Genomic DNA, 18,004 nt, shown 5'->3' with positions numbered 1-18,004 from the left:
GGCACGCTCGGCACAGACGGCACTTAACAGCGTTAAGGAGTGACGCGATGACCGAGCATGCCCGTACGACGGACGTCCTGATCGTGGGCGCGGGGCCGACCGGCCTCACCCTCGAAATCGACCTGGCCCGGCGCGGCGTGGACGCGCTCGTCCTGGAGCGCGCCGGGGAGCTCTTCCCCGGCTCGCGCGGCAAGGGCCTCCAGCCCCGCACCCTGGAGGTCTTCGACGACCTCGGCGTGCTCCCCGCCATCCGCGCGGCCGGCGGCACCTACCCGGTCGGCATGGTCTGGCAGGACGGGAAGCGGGCCGGCGAGCACCACATGTCCGAGCCGGCCGTGCCGACCGAGGCATCCCCGTACGAGGAGCCGTGGATGGTGGCGCAGTGGCGGACCCAGCGGATCCTGCACGCGAGGCTGACCGAACTGGGCGGCGAGGTCGCCTTCGGCAGCGAACTGACCGGGCTCACCCAGGACGAGGACGGCGTGACCGCCCGGCTCGCGGACGGCAGCACCCTGCGCGCCCGCTACGCCGTCGCCGCCGACGGCGGCCGCTCCGTGGTCCGGCGGTCCCTGGGCATCGGCATGACCGGCGAGGACGTCGACCCCCAGCCCTGCCTGGTCGCCGACGCCCGGATCACCGGCCTGGACCGCGACAACTGGCACCTCTTCCCGCCCCGCGGGGACGACGCCTTCCTGGCGATCTGCCCGCTCGCCGGCACGGACGAGTTCCAGGTCGTCGCCCGGTTCCCCGAGGACGCCACCGTCGACACCTCCCTGGAGGGCGTGCGCAAGGTCGTCGCCGCGCGCTCGCACCTGCTGCCCGAGGACGTCACCGAGGTGCTCTGGGCCTCCGACTTCCGGCCGCGCATGGCGCTCGCCGACCGGTTCCAGGACGGCCGGGTGTTCCTCGCCGGGGACGCGGCGCACATCCACTCGCCGGCCGGCGGCCAGGGGCTCAACACCAGCGTCCAGGACGCCTACAACCTGGGCTGGAAGCTCGGCGCGGTGCTGCGCGGCGGCGCCGGCGAGTCCCTGCTCGCCACCTACGAGGAGGAGCGGCGGCCCGTCGCCGCGCACATGCTGGGCGTCTCCACCGGCGTGCACCGCGGCGAGGTCCGGCGCGGGCAGGCGACCCGTCAGCTCGGCCTCGGCTACCGGGAGTCGTCCCTCACCCGGGAGACCCGGCCCGAGCCCGGCCCGGTCCGCGCGGGCGACCGCGCCCCGGACGCGCGGGCCGACGGCGTCCGGCTCTTCGACGCGTTCCGGGGCCCGCACTGGACCCTGCTGACCGTCGGCACGGACACCGCGCTGCCCTCGCTCCCCCTGCCCACGGTCCGTATCGGCGCGCACGCCACGTACGGCACGGGCGTCTTCCTGGTCCGCCCCGACGGCTACGTCGGCTGGGCCGGGTCGACCGCCGAGGGGCTGACGGAGTACGCGAAGGAGCTGCGGCTCGCCTGACCCGCTACGCGCTCGCCAGCGACAGCTTCACCGCGAAGCCCAGGAACAGCGCACCCGCCGCCGAGGTCGCCCCGGCCGACAGGCGCCTGCGGCGGCGGAAGGCGGCGGCCAGCCGGGTGCCGCTGAAGATCAGGGCGCTGAGGTAGAGCACGCTGGCCAGCTGCGCGAGGGTGCCGAGGACCACGAAGGAGACGGCCGGGTGGGCGTAGGCCGGGTCGACGAACTGCACGAAGAAGGCGACGAAGAACAGGATCGCCTTCGGGTTGACCAGGCTGACGACCAGGGCGCGGCGGAAGGGCCGCTCCTCGCCGGCCGGGGCCTCGCCCGTGGCCGCGGCGGCCGTCTCGCGGCGGGTCCGCCACATCGCCCAGGCGGCCCGCAGCATGCCGATCGCCAGCCAGGTCAGATAGCCGGCGCCGGCGTACTTCACGATCCCGAACAGCACGTCGTTCGCCTGGAGCAGCGAGGCGACCCCGGCGGCGGACAGGGTCATCAGCACGGCGTCGCCGCACCAGACGCCGGCCGCGGCGGTGTACCCGGCGCGGACGCCGCGCCGGGCGGCCACCGACAGGACGTAGAGCGAGTTGGGACCGGGCAGCAGGATGATGAGGACGAGGCCCGCCAGATAGGTGGGGAGATCGATGACGCCGAACATGGACAGGAGTGTCACACGCGTCCGGGCGCCCGCACCCGGTGTTCCGCAGGGTGGGACGGCCCTGTCCGCCGGCCCCGCTCAGAAGGTCTCGGACGGCTCGTACCGGCCCCACACCTCGCGCAGGGTGCCGCAGACCTCGCCGACCGTGGCGCGGGCCCGCAGCGCCTCCTTCATCGGGTACAGCACGTTGCCGTCGCCGGCCGCCGTCCCACGCAGCGCGGCCAGCGCCGACTCCACCGCCCGCCCGTCCCGTTCGGCGCGCAGCCGGGCGAGCCGCTCCACCTGCCGCGTCTCGATGGCGGGGTCGACCCGCAGCGGCTCGTACGGCTCCTCCTCGTCGAGCCGGAAGCGGTTGACGCCGACCACGACCCGTTCACCGGAGTCGGTCTCCTGCGCGATCCGGTAGGCGTTCCGCTCGATCTCGCCCTTCTGGAAGCCCTGCTCGATGGCCGCGACGGCACCGCCGAGGTCCTCGACCCGTCGCATCAGGTCCCGTGCCGCCTCCTCCACGTCGTCCGTCATCCGCTCCACGGCGTAGGACCCGGCGAACGGGTCGACGGTCGCGGTCACGTCCGTCTCGTGGGCGAGGACCTGCTGGGTGCGCAGGGCCAGCCGCGCCGACCTGTCCGTCGGCAGGGCGATCGCCTCGTCGTAGGAGTTGGTGTGCAGCGACTGGGTGCCGCCGAGGACCGCCGCGAGGCCCTGCACGGCCACCCGGACCAGGTTCACCTCGGGCTGCTGGGCCGTCAGCTGCACGCCGGCCGTCTGTGTGTGGAACCGCAGCATCTGCGACTTCGGGTTCCGGGCGCCGAACTCGTCCCGCATGACCCGGGCCCAGATCCGGCGGGCGGCCCGGAACTTGGCGACCTCCTCCAGGAACGTCGTCCGGGCCACGAAGAAGAACGACAGCCGGGGCGCGAAGTCGTCCACGTCCATGCCCGCGGCGACCGCCGTACGGACGTACTCGATGCCGTCGGCGAGGGTGAAGGCGATCTCCTGGACGGGGCTCGCCCCCGCCTCGGCCATGTGGTACCCGGAGATGGAGATCGTGTTCCAGCGCGGGATCTCGGCCCGGCAGTACCGGAAGATGTCCGCGGTCAGCCGCAGCGAGGGCTTGGGCGGGAAGATGTACGTGCCGCGCGCGATGTACTCCTTCAGCACGTCGTTCTGGATCGTGCCGGTCAGCCGGTCCGCGCCGACGCCCTGCTCCTCGGCGACGAGCTGGTACAGGAGCAGCAGCAGGGCCGCCGGCGCGTTGATGGTCATCGACGTCGAGACCTGGTCGAGCGGGATGCCGTCGAACAGCACCCGCATGTCGTCGATCGAGTCGACGGCCACGCCGACCTTGCCGACCTCGCCGTGCGCGAGGGGCGCGTCGGAGTCGTGGCCCATCTGGGTGGGCAGGTCGAAGGCGACCGACAGTCCGGTGGTGCCGTGCGCGATGAGTTGCCGGTAGCGGGCGTTGGACTCGGTGGCCGTGCCGAACCCGGCGTACTGGCGCATCGTCCAGGGCCGGCCGGTGTACATCGTGGGGTAGACACCGCGGGTGAAGGGGTGGGCGCCCGGTTCGCCCAGGCGTTCGGCCGGGTCCCAGCCCCGCAGCGCGTCCGGTCCGTAGACCGGCTCGACGGGCAGTCCTGACTCCGACTCACGCGCCATGGTGGGGGCCTCTCGCGTCGCTGGGGGTGCCGGGCGCCGGTCCGGCCGCCGTGACTCCTGTGTTCCACCATGCCGCCTGGTTCGCCACCGGTCACGCGCGGGGAACATGTCGAGTGACATCCGGACGGCCGGGGGTGGCCGCGATGAGACGACAGGGGCCTGGATGCGTACCAGGGGCATGGGGCGGACACCGCGCAGGGCACGGGGCGGGCGGGGCGCGCGAACGGGCGGGCTGCGCGCGCCGACGGCCGTGCTGGCCTGCGGTGCGGCGCTCGCGGTGCTCGCGGGCTGCACGGTCGAGGGGCCGGACGGGGAACGGCACTCACCGGTGCGCATAGAGCTGCCGAGCGGCGAGCCGTCACCGGGACCGTCGGCGAAGTCGGCGTCGCCCGACGACAAGCCGAGCGCCCCGGCCGCGCCCGCCGTCCTGTGGGAGCGCGGCGACGAGGGCCGCGACATACGGGAGCTGCAGGCGCGGCTGCGCCAGGTCGCCTGGCTCTTCGACGGGCCGACCGGCGTCTACGACGACCTGACCGAGCGGGCCGTCCGGGGCTTCCAGGGCAAGCGGGGACTGCCGAGGACGGGCAGGACGGACCGGGTCACCTGGGAGCGGCTGCTGAGGATGACGCGCGAGCCCGGCACCTGGGACCTGTATCTGATGGGCGGGCAGCCGGCCGACCCGCCGGACCCGCGCTGTCTGACCGGGCGGGTGCTGTGCGTCAGCAAGAAGAGCCGGACGCTGCGCTGGATGGTGGACGGCCGTACGGAGCTGACGGTGCCGGTGCGGTTCGGCTCGGAGTACACCCCGACCCGGGAGGGCGTGTTCAGCGTCTACTGGAAGTCACGCCACCATGTGTCGACGCTGTACGACTCCCCCATGCCGTACGCGATGTTCTTCAGCGGCGGGCAGGCGGTGCACTACTCGGCGGACTTCGCGGCCCGGGGGTACGCGGGCGCCTCGCACGGCTGTGTGAACGTGGCGGACGAGCCGGCGATCCGGGAGATGTTCGCGCGGGTGCGGACGGGCGACAAGGTCGTCGTTCACCGGTGACGCCCGGCGTGTGGGGCGAGGAGTGTGGGGCGCGGGCGGGACCGGGGGAACGTGTCCCGCCCGCGCCGATGCACGAGCCGTAGGTACGGGGGGAACCCCGGCTCTGTGCGAGGGCCGATGACCAGTCGGCTCACTCTGATCAGCGCCGGGGCGCCCGAAAACGTCACTCCGGGCGCGAAGATTTTTCCGCTGGGCGGGAAAACCGCAGGTCAGCGAGTTGCGACCGAGAGGGACGCGGTGGGGCTCGGGCTGGTGGCGGCACGCGGCGCCCCGCGTCCGGCGGGCCCGTCGCCCTCATGGTGCCGGCCGTCGCCGGAGCCGTCGTCGCCGCGGGTCAGGCCGTTCGGGGCGTCGTCCTCGTCGTCGTGGCGCGTGTCGCCCCGGTCGTTCCAGTCGCCGTCGTCGTGCCGGCCGTCGTCGCCGTGGCCCCGGCCCTTGTCCCGGTCGCGGTCGTCCCCGGCGTCGCCGCCGGCCCTGGCGTCCACGGCCCGCAGGACCTTCTCGCAGTAGGTCCGCACCCGGTCCCGGCCGCCCGCCGCGCCGGTCAGGGCGCGTCTGCGCTCACCGGAGAGCGCCTTGCCGTCCCGGATGTCACGGCAGGAGGCGACGACAGCGCGCCACCAGCCGCCGGAGCCGTGCCGGCCGTCACCGCCGGCCTTGTCGTCCTCGGGGCCGCCGGGCTTCGCGCCTTCGGGCGCGCCGGGGTCCGCGGACGCCACGGACCCGCCGGGTCCGGTGCCCTCCGGTGTGTCCCCTCCCGGGGAGGGCGAGACGAGCGGCTGCTCCGTCGCGGGCGGCGCGGGGACCGTGGCGGCGGGGCGGGCGGGCTCGTCGTCGAACGGCGTCGGCAGGACTCCGGTTCCGGCCGCGACGGCGACACCGCCGACCATGCCGACGGCCAGCGCGGCGGCGAGGGCGAGCCGGACGGGCCGCCCCCAGCGCGGACGGCGCGGACGGTCGCCGGGGCCGCCGAGACACACCAGGCCGACCTCGCCGGCGGCCTGGCCACCGGAGACGCCGGGGGTCGCGGCGGTCGTGTCCCGGCCCGCGCGGGCCGCCCGGAACGCCGCCAACGCGGCGGCCTCTCCGGGGAGTTCTCCGCAGGTCGGGGCCGGTTCGGCGGTCAGGCCCTCAAGGGTCTTGGCGAGCCGTTCGGCCTGATCGCGGTCGGCCGGGTCGACAGCTTCGAGTGGCTCTCCCCGCAGCAAGCGTTCCGCCGTTTCGCGGTCCAGCCACCTGTTCAGCTCGTCGGCCATCACACATCCTTCTGCGTCCGCGTACGCAGATGCGTCACACTCGCGGACGTCACCGCGCGGCGGCGCGGCTCTCGCTGCGGCGGCAGGGCGTCGAGCACCCCGGCCGATTCCGGATCGTCGCCGAGCAGTTCGGCGAGGCGCTTCAGGCCCCGGTGCGCCGCGGTCCGTACGGCGCCCGGGCGCTTGCCCAGCGTCTGCGCGGCCGTCTTGGCGTCGAGTCCCACGACCACGCGCAGCACGACGGCCTCGGCCTGGTCCTGGGGCAGCCGGGCGATGAGGGAGAGGGTGCCGTCGGTGGCCAGGGCCTCGATGGCCTCGCCGGCCGTGTCGGACTCGGCGGCCTTCCCGGTCAGCTCCGTCTCGTCGCCGCCGATCGCGGGGCGGCGTCCGCGCATCCTGATGTGGTCGAGCGCCCGGTTGCGCGCTATCCGCGCGGCCCAGCCGCGGAACCGGTCGGCGTCACCGCTGAACCGGTCCAGGTCGCGCGCTATCTGGAGCCACGCCTCGGAGGCGACGTCCTCGGCGTCCGGGTCGCCCACCAGCGTCCGCACGTATCCGAGCAGCCGCGGGTGCACGGAGCGGTACACAGTACGGAACGCGGTCTCGTCCCCGTCCTGCGCCGCAAGCACCGCGGTGGTCAGCTCCGCGTCGTCCCCCAGCACTGGATACCTCAATTGATGGTTGCGGCACAGGACCGCAGGTCGTTGCGGTGGTCTCACACCCTCCGCGTCCGGCGCGAAAGGCACGTTACGGCCTGAAACCGCTGCTCGTCCATGTCTGTACAACATGCAACCACCCCGTGATTCGGCTGTCCCGCCGTCCGGGTGTGACAGAAAACGCACTCATGGCGCTGTAGAGAGTACGGGCCGCCGCGCGGCCCGTGCCGCGCGACGGCCGGGGCCTCTCCTGTGGGGGGTGGCGGCCCCGGCCGTTGCTTTGGCCGGCGTCGCGCCGCTTCCGGGCGCGGATCAGCCCTTGTTCTTGCCGGGGTTCCCGGAGTTCCCGTTCCCGTTCCCGTTCCCGTCATCGTCGGCGCCCTGTCCCGGCGTGCCCCGTCCGGACTCCGTGCCGCCCTGCCCCGTGCCGCCCTGCCCCGTGCCGCCCTGCCCCTTGCCGGTGGCCGGCGTCCCGGCCGTGCCGTTCCCCGCCGTGCCGTTCCCGGGCCGGGCCGGTGCCGTCGCGAGCCGGTCGGCGCAGTAGGCGGCCACCTCGTCCTCGCCGCCCGCCGCCGCGACGAGCCGCTGCCACGCCGTCGACTCCAGCGCCTTGCCCCGGCCCTCGACCTTGCCGTACGCACGGCACTTGGCCTCCAGGTCGCGGGCGGTGCCCGGGCGGGCGGTGGTCCGGGGTGCGGCGGACGGCGGCGCCGACGGCCGTGCGGAGGACGCGGCCGACGGGCGGGAAGCGCTTTCGGACGGAGACGTCCGGCGCTCCTCCGGAGCCTCCGCCGGACCGGACGAATTGATCGCGGCGACCGCGACCCCGCCCAGCGTGAGACCGGCGAGAAGCAGCGACAGGGTGGCGCGCGCCGACATCGCCAGGCGGCGGCGCTCGCGGGGCCGCCAGTCGTCCCGCCGCCGGGTGCGTGCCCGATGGGCGCCCTCGGCCCGCGCGGCCCGGAACGCGGCGACGGCCCGCTGCTCCCCCACGGCGTCCGGGCGGTGCCCGCGCAGCACGGCGGCGGACAGGAGCGCCTCCAGCGCCGCGTCGTCGAGCACGGCCTGGGGGGCGGACGGGTGACGGGCCGTCATCCGGTCGGGGTGCGCGTGCCGACGGCCGGGCGTCGCACCGCCGCTCTGCCGTTCACCCATGTCCGTTTCCGTTCCCGTCCTCTTCGCCGCGCCGGCTCCCGGCCCGCCGGGCGGATACGCCCCGCGTGGGACAGCCCTGTCCGCGGGAGCCGTAGCGCCTCCACGTCTCCCCTGTCCGTACGTCCCGTCCGTCCGTACGACTCACCCGCGCCCACCGCCCGCGACGCATGTCACGCCGGGCGTCCGCCCGCACAGGTCATGTCGATTCCCCCAGCGTCCCGGGGCCGTCATCCGTCACACCGGCCGCGCCGAGCTGGCCGGCCAGCCGCTTCAGCCCCCGGTACGCGGCCGTGCGCACCGCGCCCGGGCGCTTGCCGAGCACGCGGGCCGCGGCGGGGCCGTCGAGTCCGACGACCACGCGCAGGAGCACCGCCTCGGCCTGGTCCCTCGGCAGTCCGCGGATCAGGCGCAGGGCCTGTTCCGTGGAGATCGACTCCATCGCCCGCTCGTGCGTCCCGGACGGGTCGGGCAGGTCCAGCACGTCCTGCTCCAGCACGGACGACCGGGGCCGTACGCGCTGCCGGCGCAGATGGTCCAGTGCCCGGTGCCGGGCGATCGTCGCGGTCCAGCCCCGGAACCCGGCGCCGTCACCGGTGAACCGGCCGAGGTCCCGGGCGATCTCCAGCCAGGCGTCGGACGCCACGTCCTCGGCGTCGCCGCCGACCAGACCGCGCAGATATCCCAGCAGCCCCGGCTGCACCAGCCGGTACGCGACCGCGAACGCGGCCTCGTCGCCCTCCTGGGCCCGCGCGACGGCCGCGCCCAGTTCCCCGTCGTGCGCGAGCGCGCGCCGGGGTTCCCCTCCTCGAGCCAAGAACTGTCCTCGTCCGTACCGGTTCGTGGCGAATCCGTACCTCGCGGTACGCCCACCCTTGCGCACGCCCCTTCACGCTCAACAGCGCCTGGAACCACGGAAGTGTCACTGGTGACAGCCGTGTCGGTCCTGTCCAAGGACCCGTACAACCCTCTCGGCGCCTCGTGAGTCAGATGCCGCGAGTGAGGGCCGATGCCCCCTCGGCCCCGGCGCACGGGGCGAGGTGTGCCCGCCCCATAAATAACAAGTAAGAGGATGAACACGTCATGGCTACCCATGCCCCCTCCCGCTCCCTCCGCGGCGTCTCCGCCGTCGTCGCTCTGATCGCCGCCGGGGCGGTGGGGTGTTCGGGCGTCTCCGACGCCGTCGACAGCGCCAAGGACGGCGCGAAGAAGGTCGCCCGCCAGCGCTCGGTGTTCTCCCTGGACATCGGTGACTGCTACAACCCGAACGGCAAGGCCGAGGGGACGGCCCTCACCGTGGAGATCGTGCCGTGCGAGGAGGCCCATGTGGGTCAGGTCGTGGGCGAGTTCTCGATCGACAAGGGCAAGGAGTTCCCGGGCGAGGACGGTGTCTCCACGATCGCGGACGACCAGTGCCCGGTCGAGGCGCAGAAGTTCTCCCCGGACACCTGGGCGCTCCCCAAGGGCGTGTCGCTCTTCTACTACACGCCGACCAAGGAGAGCTGGGCGACCGGCGACCGCGCGGTCAGCTGCACGTACACCAAGGAGGACGGCAAGTTCAGCGGCACGCTGAACACCGCCAAGTCCCTCGAGCCCGGGCAGGCCACGTTCCTGAAGGGTTCGAACGGCGTCTACGAGGCGCTGTGGGCGAACCAGTCCGAGAAGGACGCCGTCGAGGACGACCTGGCGGGTTACAAGAAGCAGGCCAAGGCCGTCGCGGCCGCCCTCACCACGCACGTCGACGGGCTGAAGGACGTCAAGGGCGCCGAGGTGGCCAAGCTGCGCGCGACCCTGAAGAAGGCCGCCGCCGACTGGAAGAAGGCCGCGAACGCCGCCGACGCCGACGCGTTCTACATCGCCTACGACTCCGCGTTCGACGGCATCGACCCCAACGCGTCGGTCCCGGCCCGCAAGGAGCTGGGCCTGGCCACCACCGTCCCGGCCGACGAGGCCGAGGTCTGGGCGGGCTGACCCGCCTCCGCCGACGGGGCCGCGTCCACGACGGACCGGCCCCGTCGCCGTGTCCCTCCCGTGCGGCGCCGGGTGACGGTTTCGGCTGTGAGTGCGCTGTGTGTAAACGCCACCTGTGTGACAGGTGTGGCATCCGTGACTGCTCATAGGGGTGGGACAGTTGAGTCCTCGTAAGACTCATGCGTACAGGCCGCTCAGTCTGAAGAGACGTGCGTGGCTGACCGTGGGGGCCGTGGTCGTGAGCGCCGCCGGCGTGGTGACCTACGCCATGGCCGATCCGTCGACGAAGGCCGACGACGCGCGCGAGAGCCGCGGGCCCGCGATCCACACGCTCAAGCTCAAGGACCGCGGCGCGGGGCGCAAGGGCCTGGAGAGGCGGAGCACGGCACGCTTCAGCGCGGTCGTGCTGACCTGGAACGACCCGGAGGCGCAGGCCAAGGGCACGCCCGAGGTGCGCACCCGCGACCTGGACACCGGGAAGTGGTCGGCGTGGCGGCGGATCACGCTGGAGCCCAGCCAGGCGGACGGCGCGGAGGGCGAGCGGGCGGCTCTGCGCGGCGGTACGGAGTCGGTGTGGACCGGTGACTCCGACGGCGTCGAGCTGAGGGTCGTGAACGCGGACGGCACCGAGGCGAAGGGCCAGCCGTCCGGCATGGACGTCAAGCTGCTCGACCCGGGCACGGACCCGCAGGGCGCGCCCCGCCCGGCCGCGTTCTCCGCCGAGGAGACCACGGCCCCGGCGACGCGGACCCCGACGGACCCTCCGACGGACCCCGCGACGACCGACGAGCCCACCGGGACGCCGGCCACGACCGACCCGGTGACCACCGAGGCCCCGGTCCCGGCGGACACGCCGACGGACACCGGCGCCCCCACCGCGTCCCCGTCCCCCACGCCGACCGCCCCGGCGCCCCGGCCCTCCACGGTCGCGAAGCCGCCGATCATCACGCAGGCCGAGTGGGGCGCGTCCACGGACTACGACGGCACGCCGACGTACGCCGAGACGATCAAGGCCGCCGTGATCCACCACACCGGCGTCGACACCGACAACACGGTGTCCTGCGCCGACTCGCGGGCCCGGATGCGGACCATCCAGCAGTCCCACTTCAGCCAGGGCTACTTCGACATCGGCTACAACTTCGTCGTCGACCGCTGCGGCCAGATCTTCGAGGGGCGCAGCGGCGGGATGGACCTGCCGGTCATCGGGGCGCACGACGCCGGGTTCAACACCGACACGGTCGGCATCTCGTACATCGGCAACTTCGAGAGCGCCCAGCCGACCAAGGCCGGCCTGGACGCCATCGCCCGGATCGTGGCCTGGAAGTTCGGGATGTACGGCATCGACCCGACCGGCAAGGTCGCTCTGACGTCCGGCGTCCCGCAGGGGGCCAGCGGCAACAAGTTCCCGCTGGGCGCCTCCGTCACGCTGCCCCGGGTCCTCGGGCACCGGGACACCAACTCCACGGCCTGCCCGGGCGCGAACCTGTACCCGAAGCTGTCCCGGATCGCCCAGCTCGCCGCGACGCCGGGTATCTCGCACGCCCTGCCCACCTCGGACACCGACCGTGACGGGCTGGCCGACCTGGCCGCGGGCACGCCCCGCGCGCTGAGCGGCGGCGGCACCGTCACCGTCGTCCCGGGTGGCACCGCCGGTCCCGTCCTGGCGGCGAAGAGGACGATCAGCCAGAGCAGCACCGGGGTGCCCGGCTCCCACGAGTCCGGCGACGCGTTCGGCACCGCCACGGCGTGGGGCGACGTCAACGGCGACGGCTACGCGGACCTCGCGATCGGCGTGCCCGGCGAGGACGACACCAGCGGCCACGCGGACCGCGGCGCGGTCACCGTGCTGTACGGCCCGGCGCTGGACTCCGGCTTCTCGTACACCACCTCGGGCTCGGTCACGGCCACCGGCGCCAGGCTCGGCTCGACCGTGGCGGTCGGCGACTTCGACGGCGACGGCACGGCGGACGTCTTCGCGGCCGGCACCGGCAGGGGCGGCAACTGGAACGCCCGGCTCACCGGCGGGAAAACCAGCACCGGCACGCTGACCTCGGCCACCGGCGCGATCGCGTACCTGGACGCCGCCACGGGCGACTTCAACCGGGACGGCTACGCGGACGTGGCCCTCAACTACCGTGACACCGGCGGTATCGGCCGGGTGGTCCGCTTCGCCGGTTCGGCGACGGGCCTGACCAAGGCGGGCGTCCTCTCCGTCAAGGGCGGGCGCGCGGTCGCGGCCGGGGACGTGGACGGCAACGGGTACGACGACATCGTCATCGGCCAGCCGTACGTCGCCGAGTCGGGTGCCGCCACGGGCGGCCAGGTGACCATGCTGTTCGGCACCTCCGCCGGGTTCACCACCACCGGTATGAAGGTGATCCACCAGAACACGGCGTCCGTCCCCGGCTCCAACGAGGCCGGTGACGCCTTCGGCGGCTCGGTGTCGGTCGCCGACCAGAACGCCGACGGGTACGCGGACGCCCTGGTCGGTCTGCCCGGCGAGGACATCAGCCGCTCCGGCAACCGGTCCAACGCCGGTATGTCGGTGCTCCTCAAGGGCACCGCGTCCGGCCTGACCGGCGCCGGTTCGGTCGCGTTCTCCCAGGACACGTCCGGGGTGCCGGGCGTCTCGGAGTCCGGTGACACGGCCGGCTCGTCCGTGTCGCTCACCGACCTGACCGGGTACGGCCGGGCCGACCTGGTCATGGGCGTCGAGGGCGAGGACGCCGGCAACGGCATCCTCATGTACGTCCCGAGCGGCGGCGCGGGCCCCGGCTTCGGCAAGACCGTCATCCTCAGCAGGACTCCGCTGGGCACGCCGTCCGGCGCCCACCTGGGGCAGACGCTCACGCCGTGACCCACGGCAGCGGGGCGCCCGGCCGATCGGGCGCCCCGCACCGCCGGGTCAGCGGCGGGCCCCGCCCGTCGCGTCCCGGCACAGCAGGCGCAGCGACCCGTCGCCGGTGAAACAGCGACGGGCCTCGTCGATCGGGTCCCACAGCCGCCCGTCGGGCGTACGGATCCAGTGGTCGCCGCCGGACGTCCACCACTCTCCGCCGGTCCGGCGGGCGATCACCTCACCCGCGTAGGCGCCGAGGCCGCGCAGCACATGGGCCGCGGCGGCCGACGGCGTCCCCTCCCGGCGCAGTCCCTCGATCACGCGGTCGGCCCGCCACAGACTCTGCTCGGAGTAGTCCAGGCGCAGCCGTGCCCCCTCGCGCATCGTCGCCACCATGTCCGCCGCCCACCGGACCGGCTTGGTCGCCGCCGCGGGCCTGGTCTCCTGCTGAGTCGTCACACCCTGGAGAGCGTGCCCGCCCGGCGATCCGTCACGCGTTTCCGGCGACTCCCCCGGACCCGCGCAGGACCGTCGCACGGCATTCCCAAACGGGCACAGGACTCCCTCAGCAAGCGGGGTTTGGGCGCGCCGAGCCCGGCCCGCCGGCCTCAGCCCCGGCCGCGGGCCCGGCGGGAGACCACCGCGCGCAGGACGCGGCGGCCCTCCGTCGAGACCTCCAGGGCGCGGCGCACCCCGCCGGCCCCGTGGCTGTCGAGGAGTTCGAGGACGCTGACCTGGCGGCGCAGTTCGGCGGCGACGAGCGGGGAGACGCCCTCGGGGCGCGCGTCGCCCGCGTCGGCGGCGCGCACCGACTCCAGTGCCCCGTCCGTCCCGTCGTCCTGGCCGGGGTCGAGGAGCCGGTGGATCTGGAGGGACGCGACCGAGCAGGCGTCGGCCCAGGTGCGGGCCTCGGCGGCCGAGCGGACGGCGGGGGCGGCGGCCAGCATCCGGCGGGCCAGCAGCGCGGCCTCGTCCTCGATGTCCTCGTCGTCCACCACCTCGGCGACGCCCAGCTTGGCGCGGACCTGTTCGAGGAGCGCGCCCCAGGCGGCCGGGTCGCCGTCGGCCGCGAGGTTCGCCCACAGCGGCCGCAACACCTCGTCGTCACCGCCGAGCAGCGGCACGCACCGATCCAAACAAGCCAACCCGCTGGCGGCCAGTCCGCGCTCGTCGGCCTGAGCGATCAGTTCCACCAGGCTCATCCACGCCTCCCTAAGCGGGTCATCTCCGAGGATCGGGGCCCCCGCACAGGCCCCAGTCGGGCTCCTTTCTCACGGAGCCCGCACTTCCCCTTACTGCGTGCGACGGCCCGGGAGTGTCACAGCGGGACGACGCCGAGCCGGTCGAGCAGCCGGAAGAAGAGGTTTTCGGCCACGGAGTCCGCTTCGGCGGTCAGTACGTCGAGCACCGCGCCGGCGTTCACCTCGTGCCCGGCCTCGGCGGCCCAGGCGACGGCCCGCTCGGCGGCGTCGGCCGGTTCGAGGAAGTAGTCCTCCAGGGAGGGCCCGTCCTCCCCGGCGCCGAGGAGGCGGGCCGTCGCGGCCCGGGCCAGACAGGTGGTCCAGGCGCCGCTGTGCGGAGCGGCCGCCTCCACGACGACGCAGGCGCTGTCCATCACATAGCCGAACAGCGCGGGGGCCCCGGTCTCGGCGGCCAGGTCGTTCATGCTCGCGATCCCGGCGTCCCCGCTCGGGTACTCCCACACCTGCCAGTTGTCCGGCGCCCGTTCGCGCAGTGTCATCCCCTCGGCGCCGGACAGCGCGTCCCGTTCCGCCAGCGGCCGCTCCCCGCGGCCCACGACGAAGTAACCCCAGTAGCCCATCCGGCGTCCCCCCGGCTGATCGGTGTCGGCTCGGGCCGAATACACCACATTCGTACGGGGGTGCGCAGGCGTTCGGGTCAACTCGCGGGGCGGTCCAGCCGGTCGGCGAGGGCCTTGAACTGCGCCCAGGACAGGTCCGGCTCACCCGGGTCCCACGTCTTCTGCATCATCGCCCGCAGCGGCATCCGGATGCCGTCCGCGACCTGGGCCTGGGTCTGCGCGCTCGCGATGTCGCACCAGACGGCGAAGGAGGCGCCGAGGATCTGGCCGTCGTACTTGGCGGGGACGGCCGTGGTCCCGCGCAGCACACGCGGCGTCCACTGCTGGTAGATCCGCTCGCCCGTCGGATAGACGAAGGTCTGCGGCTCGCCGAGCACGTAGTAGAGGAACTCGTCGTTGTAGTTGATGACCTTGCGTCCCTCGGCGAGGTACTGGTCCGGGGTGCGGGCCCCGATCTCCTTGCCGGTCCAGTACGCCACCTGGACGTCCTTGTCGACCGTGACCTTGGTGTCCCGGAAGAAGCCGTCGTTCCAGGCGCGGGGCGTGCGGTCGTGGGCGCGGACGGTGTCGGCGCGGTCGTTGACCCACGCGGTGGCGAGGTCGGCGACGCCGGCGCCGGCGCCGAAGGCGTCCCGGGCGGCGCGGGCGAGCTGCGGGTAGGACGCCTCGGGGTTGGAGACGACCAGCGCCTGGTACTCGTCGCCGCCGAGGTGCCACTGGTTCCCGGGGAACAGCCCGGCGTACTCGTTGAGCAGGTCGTCGACGATCTCGGCGGCGGCGGGCTTGGAGATGTCCACGGCGCCGCGGGTCGCCACCCCGTTCACGTTGCGCAGCTGGAGGTCGGGGTGGGCGGCGATGACGGCCCCGAGGTGCCCGGGCGAGTCGATCTCCGGGACGACCGTGATGTGCCGGCTCTCGGCCAGCTTCACGATCTTGCGGACCTGCGCCTTGGTGAGGTGCTCCTTGGAGACGATCTCCGGGTGCGAGGTGGACTCGATGCGGAACGCCTGGTCGTCGGAGAAGTGCAGGCCGAGCTGGTTGTACTTGAGGTCGCCCAGCTCCCGCACCCGGTCCTCGATCCAGTCCGCGGTGAAGTGCTTGCGGGCGATGTCGAGCATGAGGCCGCGCACCGGCTTGGCGGGCTCGTCCCGCACGACGCCCTCGGGCGCGGTGCCGCCGCCGTGCACCTCCTGCTTGAGCGTCCGGGTGCCGTAGAAGACGCCGGCCTCGCCGGGTCCGCTGATGACGACCCGCCCGTCGCGGACGGTCATCGTGTACGACTCCGGGTTCGCGCCCTCGTCGTCGTTCAGCGACAGCCGTACGTCTCCGGCGCGGACGTCGTCCTTGCGGCCCGCGTAGTCCATGCCCAGCTCGCCGGCGATGAGCTTGCCCTCGTCGGCGAGCTCGTCGTCGCTGACGACGACGCGGTTCTTGTCGGCGGGCCGCCAGCCGGGCCCGCGCGCGGCGGTGTGCGACCGCACGGCGGGGATCGTCGCGGGCGCCTTGGACAGCGGGTACGTCCGGCTGGGCGAGGGGGTGGCGCCGTCGGACCCGGCCGGGACGCCCTCCGAGGCGCCGGAGGCGGACCGCTGTCCCGATCCGGCCCGGTCGTCGTCGCCGCCGCTCACGAGGAGGGCGATGCCCACGCCGGCGCCGACCGTCACGAGGACCACCGCGACGATCAGCACCCAGGTGTTCTTCAGGGCCTTCTTCGCCGGTGCCCGGCGCCTGTGCTGACTCACGGCGCCAACCTAGGGCCTGCGGACACTGTCAGCCGTCCAGCACACGTTCTGAAACTCTCCCGTTCGGCTGAAATTCGGGCATCGGTCGGACACCTCACGTCCACAGTCGGTAGCGTGGCGCCACGCCTCTCCCAGAATCCCCTGCCGAAACCCACGTGACGCCCACACATCTTCCCGGCCGAGTCGCCATACCGGCGCTGCCCGAACAGACCCGTACACCGCCCCCGGGCGGGCTGGAGCCGTTCAACTCCGCTCCCCCGCACGAGGCCCGGGCCACCCTTCTGACCTGCCTGCACAGCGCCCGCTGGGCCGATCGGGTGGCGGACCACCGCCCCTACCCCGACATCGGCGCCCTGCTGGCCGCCTGCGACGAGGCCGCGTACGACCTGACGCCGGCGGAGCTGTCGCACGCGCTGGCGGCGGAGGGGCTGCCGTTCCTGCCGGAGGACGTCTACTCGGCGGCACACACCGCCCTGAGCGCGGCATACGCCGCGTATGAGGCCAAATTCGGGCATGGGTTCATTATCTGCCTGGACGGCCTGACGCACACCGAGAGCCTGGACCATGTATTGGCAGGCATCCGGTCACGATTGGCAAACGATCCGGAGGAAGAAAGGGTCCTCGCGGCGGAGGAACTACGGCGGCTCGCGAAGGGGCGGCTGGTCAGCCATCTCGCCTGAGACGGGCATCCCGGCGCACAGGCCGCGAATGGACCATCCGCGTGCCAGTTTGATCACACCGCCAGGCCCGGCGTAAGCGCCGCAGGCAACCGTCGCTACGATGCTGGGGGCCGGTGGACCGTACCCGGCCGGGCCCGACCGACAGCACAAGCCGGCAGGCCCCGATACCCCGCTCCCGGAGGGACTTCCGTGCCGGCTGGAACGCTGTACCGCGGCCGGGAAGGAATGTGGTCCTGGGTGGCTCACCGAGTCACCGGCGTCCTCATCTTCTTCTTCCTGTTCGTTCATGTGCTGGACACCGCTCTCGTCCGTGTCTCCCCCGAGGACTACGACAAGGTCGTAGCCACCTACAAGACGCCGATCGTCGCGCTGCTGGAGTACGGCCTCGTCGCCGCCATCCTGTTCCACGCGCTCAACGGCCTGCGCGTCATCGCCGTCGACTTCTGGTCGAAGGGCCCGCGCTACCAGAAGCAGATGCTCTGGTCCGTCGTCGGTCTGTGGCTCGTGCTCATGCTCGGGGCGATCTACCCCGTCCTCGGCCACGCCGCTCGTGAACTGTTCGGGAGCTGACGCACATGTCCACGACTGAAACCACCGCGTCCGGGATCGGCCCGGTCGAGGGCGCCTCGCTCTACAACGTCGACAACCCGGCCCCGCTCATCGAGGCGCCGCGCAAGCGGACCAAGAAGACCCCCCGGTCCACCCGGGGCAACTTCGAGCTGGCCGCCTGGCTGTTCATGCGCCTGTCCGGCGTCGTGCTGGTCGTCCTCGTCATCGGCCACCTGCTGATCCAGCTGGTGCTGGACGGCGGCGTCTCGAAGATCGGCTTCGCCTTCGTGGCCGGCCGCTGGGCCTCGCCGTTCTGGCAGGTCTGGGACCTGCTGATGCTCTGGCTCGCGATGCTCCACGGCGCCAACGGTCTGCGCACGGTCATCAACGACTACGCGGAGCGCGCGAACACCCGGCTGTGGCTGAAGGGCCTGCTCTACACCGCCACGGTGTTCACCATCCTGCTGGGCACGCTGGTGATCTTCACCTTCGACCCGAACATCCGCTAGGCA

General features: G+C 73.4%; 17 protein-coding genes. 7 read left to right on the top strand and 10 right to left on the bottom strand.

Features of this window, described 5'->3' with window-relative positions; genetic code table 11:
- Positions 1-47 precede the first annotated feature (47 nt).
- Positions 48-1,460: an FAD-dependent oxidoreductase gene (locus F8R89_RS21950; protein WP_151785536.1), complete on the top strand. Its 1,413-nt coding sequence runs from the start codon at positions 48-50 to the stop codon at positions 1,458-1,460.
- A gap of 4 nt (positions 1,461-1,464) precedes the next feature.
- Here F8R89_RS21950 and leuE read toward each other — a convergent pair whose 3' ends face one another.
- Together leuE and F8R89_RS21940 are read right to left on the bottom strand one after the other, a co-directional pair.
- A complete protein-coding gene (leuE, locus tag F8R89_RS21945) occupies positions 1,465-2,115 on the bottom strand; it encodes a leucine efflux protein LeuE (RefSeq protein WP_151785535.1) in 651 nt (216 codons plus the stop codon).
- A gap of 78 nt (positions 2,116-2,193) precedes the next feature.
- Positions 2,194-3,774: a methylmalonyl-CoA mutase gene (locus F8R89_RS21940; RefSeq protein ID WP_151785534.1), complete on the bottom strand. Its 1,581-nt coding sequence runs from the start codon at positions 3,772-3,774 to the stop codon at positions 2,194-2,196.
- A 163-nt stretch (positions 3,775-3,937) separates the two neighbouring features.
- Between F8R89_RS21940 and F8R89_RS21935 the strand changes: the two genes are divergently transcribed.
- Positions 3,938-4,825, top strand: a complete 888-nt coding sequence (locus F8R89_RS21935; protein ID WP_151785533.1) for a L,D-transpeptidase family protein — start codon at positions 3,938-3,940, stop codon at positions 4,823-4,825.
- A gap of 209 nt (positions 4,826-5,034) precedes the next feature.
- On the opposite strand, the gene F8R89_RS21930 is transcribed toward F8R89_RS21935, so the two are convergent.
- The 4 genes from F8R89_RS21930 to F8R89_RS21915 form a co-directional block, all read right to left on the bottom strand.
- Positions 5,035-6,081 (bottom strand): hypothetical protein, encoded by a 1,047-nt coding sequence (locus F8R89_RS21930; protein WP_151785532.1) that lies wholly within the window; start codon positions 6,079-6,081, stop codon positions 5,035-5,037.
- Positions 6,081-6,743: an RNA polymerase sigma factor gene (locus F8R89_RS21925; RefSeq protein ID WP_086868168.1), complete on the bottom strand. Its 663-nt coding sequence runs from the start codon at positions 6,741-6,743 to the stop codon at positions 6,081-6,083. Before F8R89_RS21925 ends, F8R89_RS21930 begins: the two co-directional genes overlap by 1 nt.
- A 306-nt stretch (positions 6,744-7,049) precedes the next feature.
- Entirely contained in the window at positions 7,050-7,892 is an 843-nt protein-coding gene (locus tag F8R89_RS21920) for a hypothetical protein (RefSeq protein ID WP_151785531.1), read from the bottom strand.
- A 196-nt stretch (positions 7,893-8,088) separates the two neighbouring features.
- Positions 8,089-8,706: an RNA polymerase sigma factor gene (locus tag F8R89_RS21915; protein ID WP_151785530.1), complete on the bottom strand. Its 618-nt coding sequence runs from the start codon at positions 8,704-8,706 to the stop codon at positions 8,089-8,091.
- 266 nt (positions 8,707-8,972) lie between these two features.
- Here F8R89_RS21915 and F8R89_RS21910 point away from each other — a divergent pair, with 266 nt between their 5' ends.
- Positions 8,973-9,860 (top strand): septum formation family protein, encoded by an 888-nt coding sequence (locus F8R89_RS21910; protein ID WP_151785529.1) that lies wholly within the window; start codon positions 8,973-8,975, stop codon positions 9,858-9,860.
- Between the two features lie 268 nt (positions 9,861-10,128).
- Complete coding sequence (locus tag F8R89_RS21905; RefSeq protein WP_192806382.1) at positions 10,129-12,717, top strand: N-acetylmuramoyl-L-alanine amidase; 2,589 nt, start codon at positions 10,129-10,131, stop codon at positions 12,715-12,717.
- A 48-nt stretch (positions 12,718-12,765) separates the two neighbouring features.
- Here F8R89_RS21905 and F8R89_RS21900 read toward each other — a convergent pair whose 3' ends face one another.
- The 4 genes from F8R89_RS21900 to F8R89_RS21885 form a co-directional block, all read right to left on the bottom strand.
- Complete coding sequence (locus F8R89_RS21900) at positions 12,766-13,158, bottom strand: hypothetical protein (RefSeq protein WP_151785527.1); 393 nt, start codon at positions 13,156-13,158, stop codon at positions 12,766-12,768.
- A gap of 149 nt (positions 13,159-13,307) precedes the next feature.
- Positions 13,308-13,901: a hypothetical protein gene (locus tag F8R89_RS21895; RefSeq protein WP_151785526.1), complete on the bottom strand. Its 594-nt coding sequence runs from the start codon at positions 13,899-13,901 to the stop codon at positions 13,308-13,310.
- A gap of 116 nt (positions 13,902-14,017) precedes the next feature.
- Entirely contained in the window at positions 14,018-14,521 is a 504-nt protein-coding gene (locus tag F8R89_RS21890) for a hypothetical protein (RefSeq protein ID WP_151785525.1), read from the bottom strand.
- A gap of 77 nt (positions 14,522-14,598) precedes the next feature.
- Positions 14,599-16,263, bottom strand: coding sequence for a beta-N-acetylhexosaminidase (locus tag F8R89_RS21885; protein ID WP_225994459.1), 1,665 nt, complete (start codon positions 16,261-16,263; stop codon positions 14,599-14,601).
- A gap of 155 nt (positions 16,264-16,418) precedes the next feature.
- On the opposite strand from F8R89_RS21885, the gene F8R89_RS21880 reads away from it, so the two are divergent.
- The 3 genes from F8R89_RS21880 to F8R89_RS21870 all read left to right on the top strand — a co-directional run bounded on the left by F8R89_RS21880 (position 16,419) and on the right by F8R89_RS21870 (position 18,001).
- Positions 16,419-16,943 (top strand): 2-oxo-4-hydroxy-4-carboxy-5-ureidoimidazoline decarboxylase, encoded by a 525-nt coding sequence (locus F8R89_RS21880; protein ID WP_151785524.1) that lies wholly within the window; start codon positions 16,419-16,421, stop codon positions 16,941-16,943.
- Positions 16,944-17,132: 189 nt separating this feature from the next.
- Positions 17,133-17,513, top strand: coding sequence for a succinate dehydrogenase, cytochrome b556 subunit (gene sdhC, locus F8R89_RS21875; RefSeq protein ID WP_078504082.1), 381 nt, complete (start codon positions 17,133-17,135; stop codon positions 17,511-17,513).
- Between the two features lie 5 nt (positions 17,514-17,518).
- Positions 17,519-18,001, top strand: a complete 483-nt coding sequence (locus F8R89_RS21870) for a succinate dehydrogenase hydrophobic membrane anchor subunit (protein WP_151785523.1) — start codon at positions 17,519-17,521, stop codon at positions 17,999-18,001.
- Positions 18,002-18,004: the final 3 nt, after the last annotated feature.

The sequence above is a fragment of the Streptomyces sp. SS1-1 genome, from assembly GCF_008973465.1.
In the GTDB taxonomy this organism is placed as follows: domain Bacteria; phylum Actinomycetota; class Actinomycetes; order Streptomycetales; family Streptomycetaceae; genus Streptomyces.
This window is presented reverse-complemented; position numbering and strand designations above follow the sequence as displayed.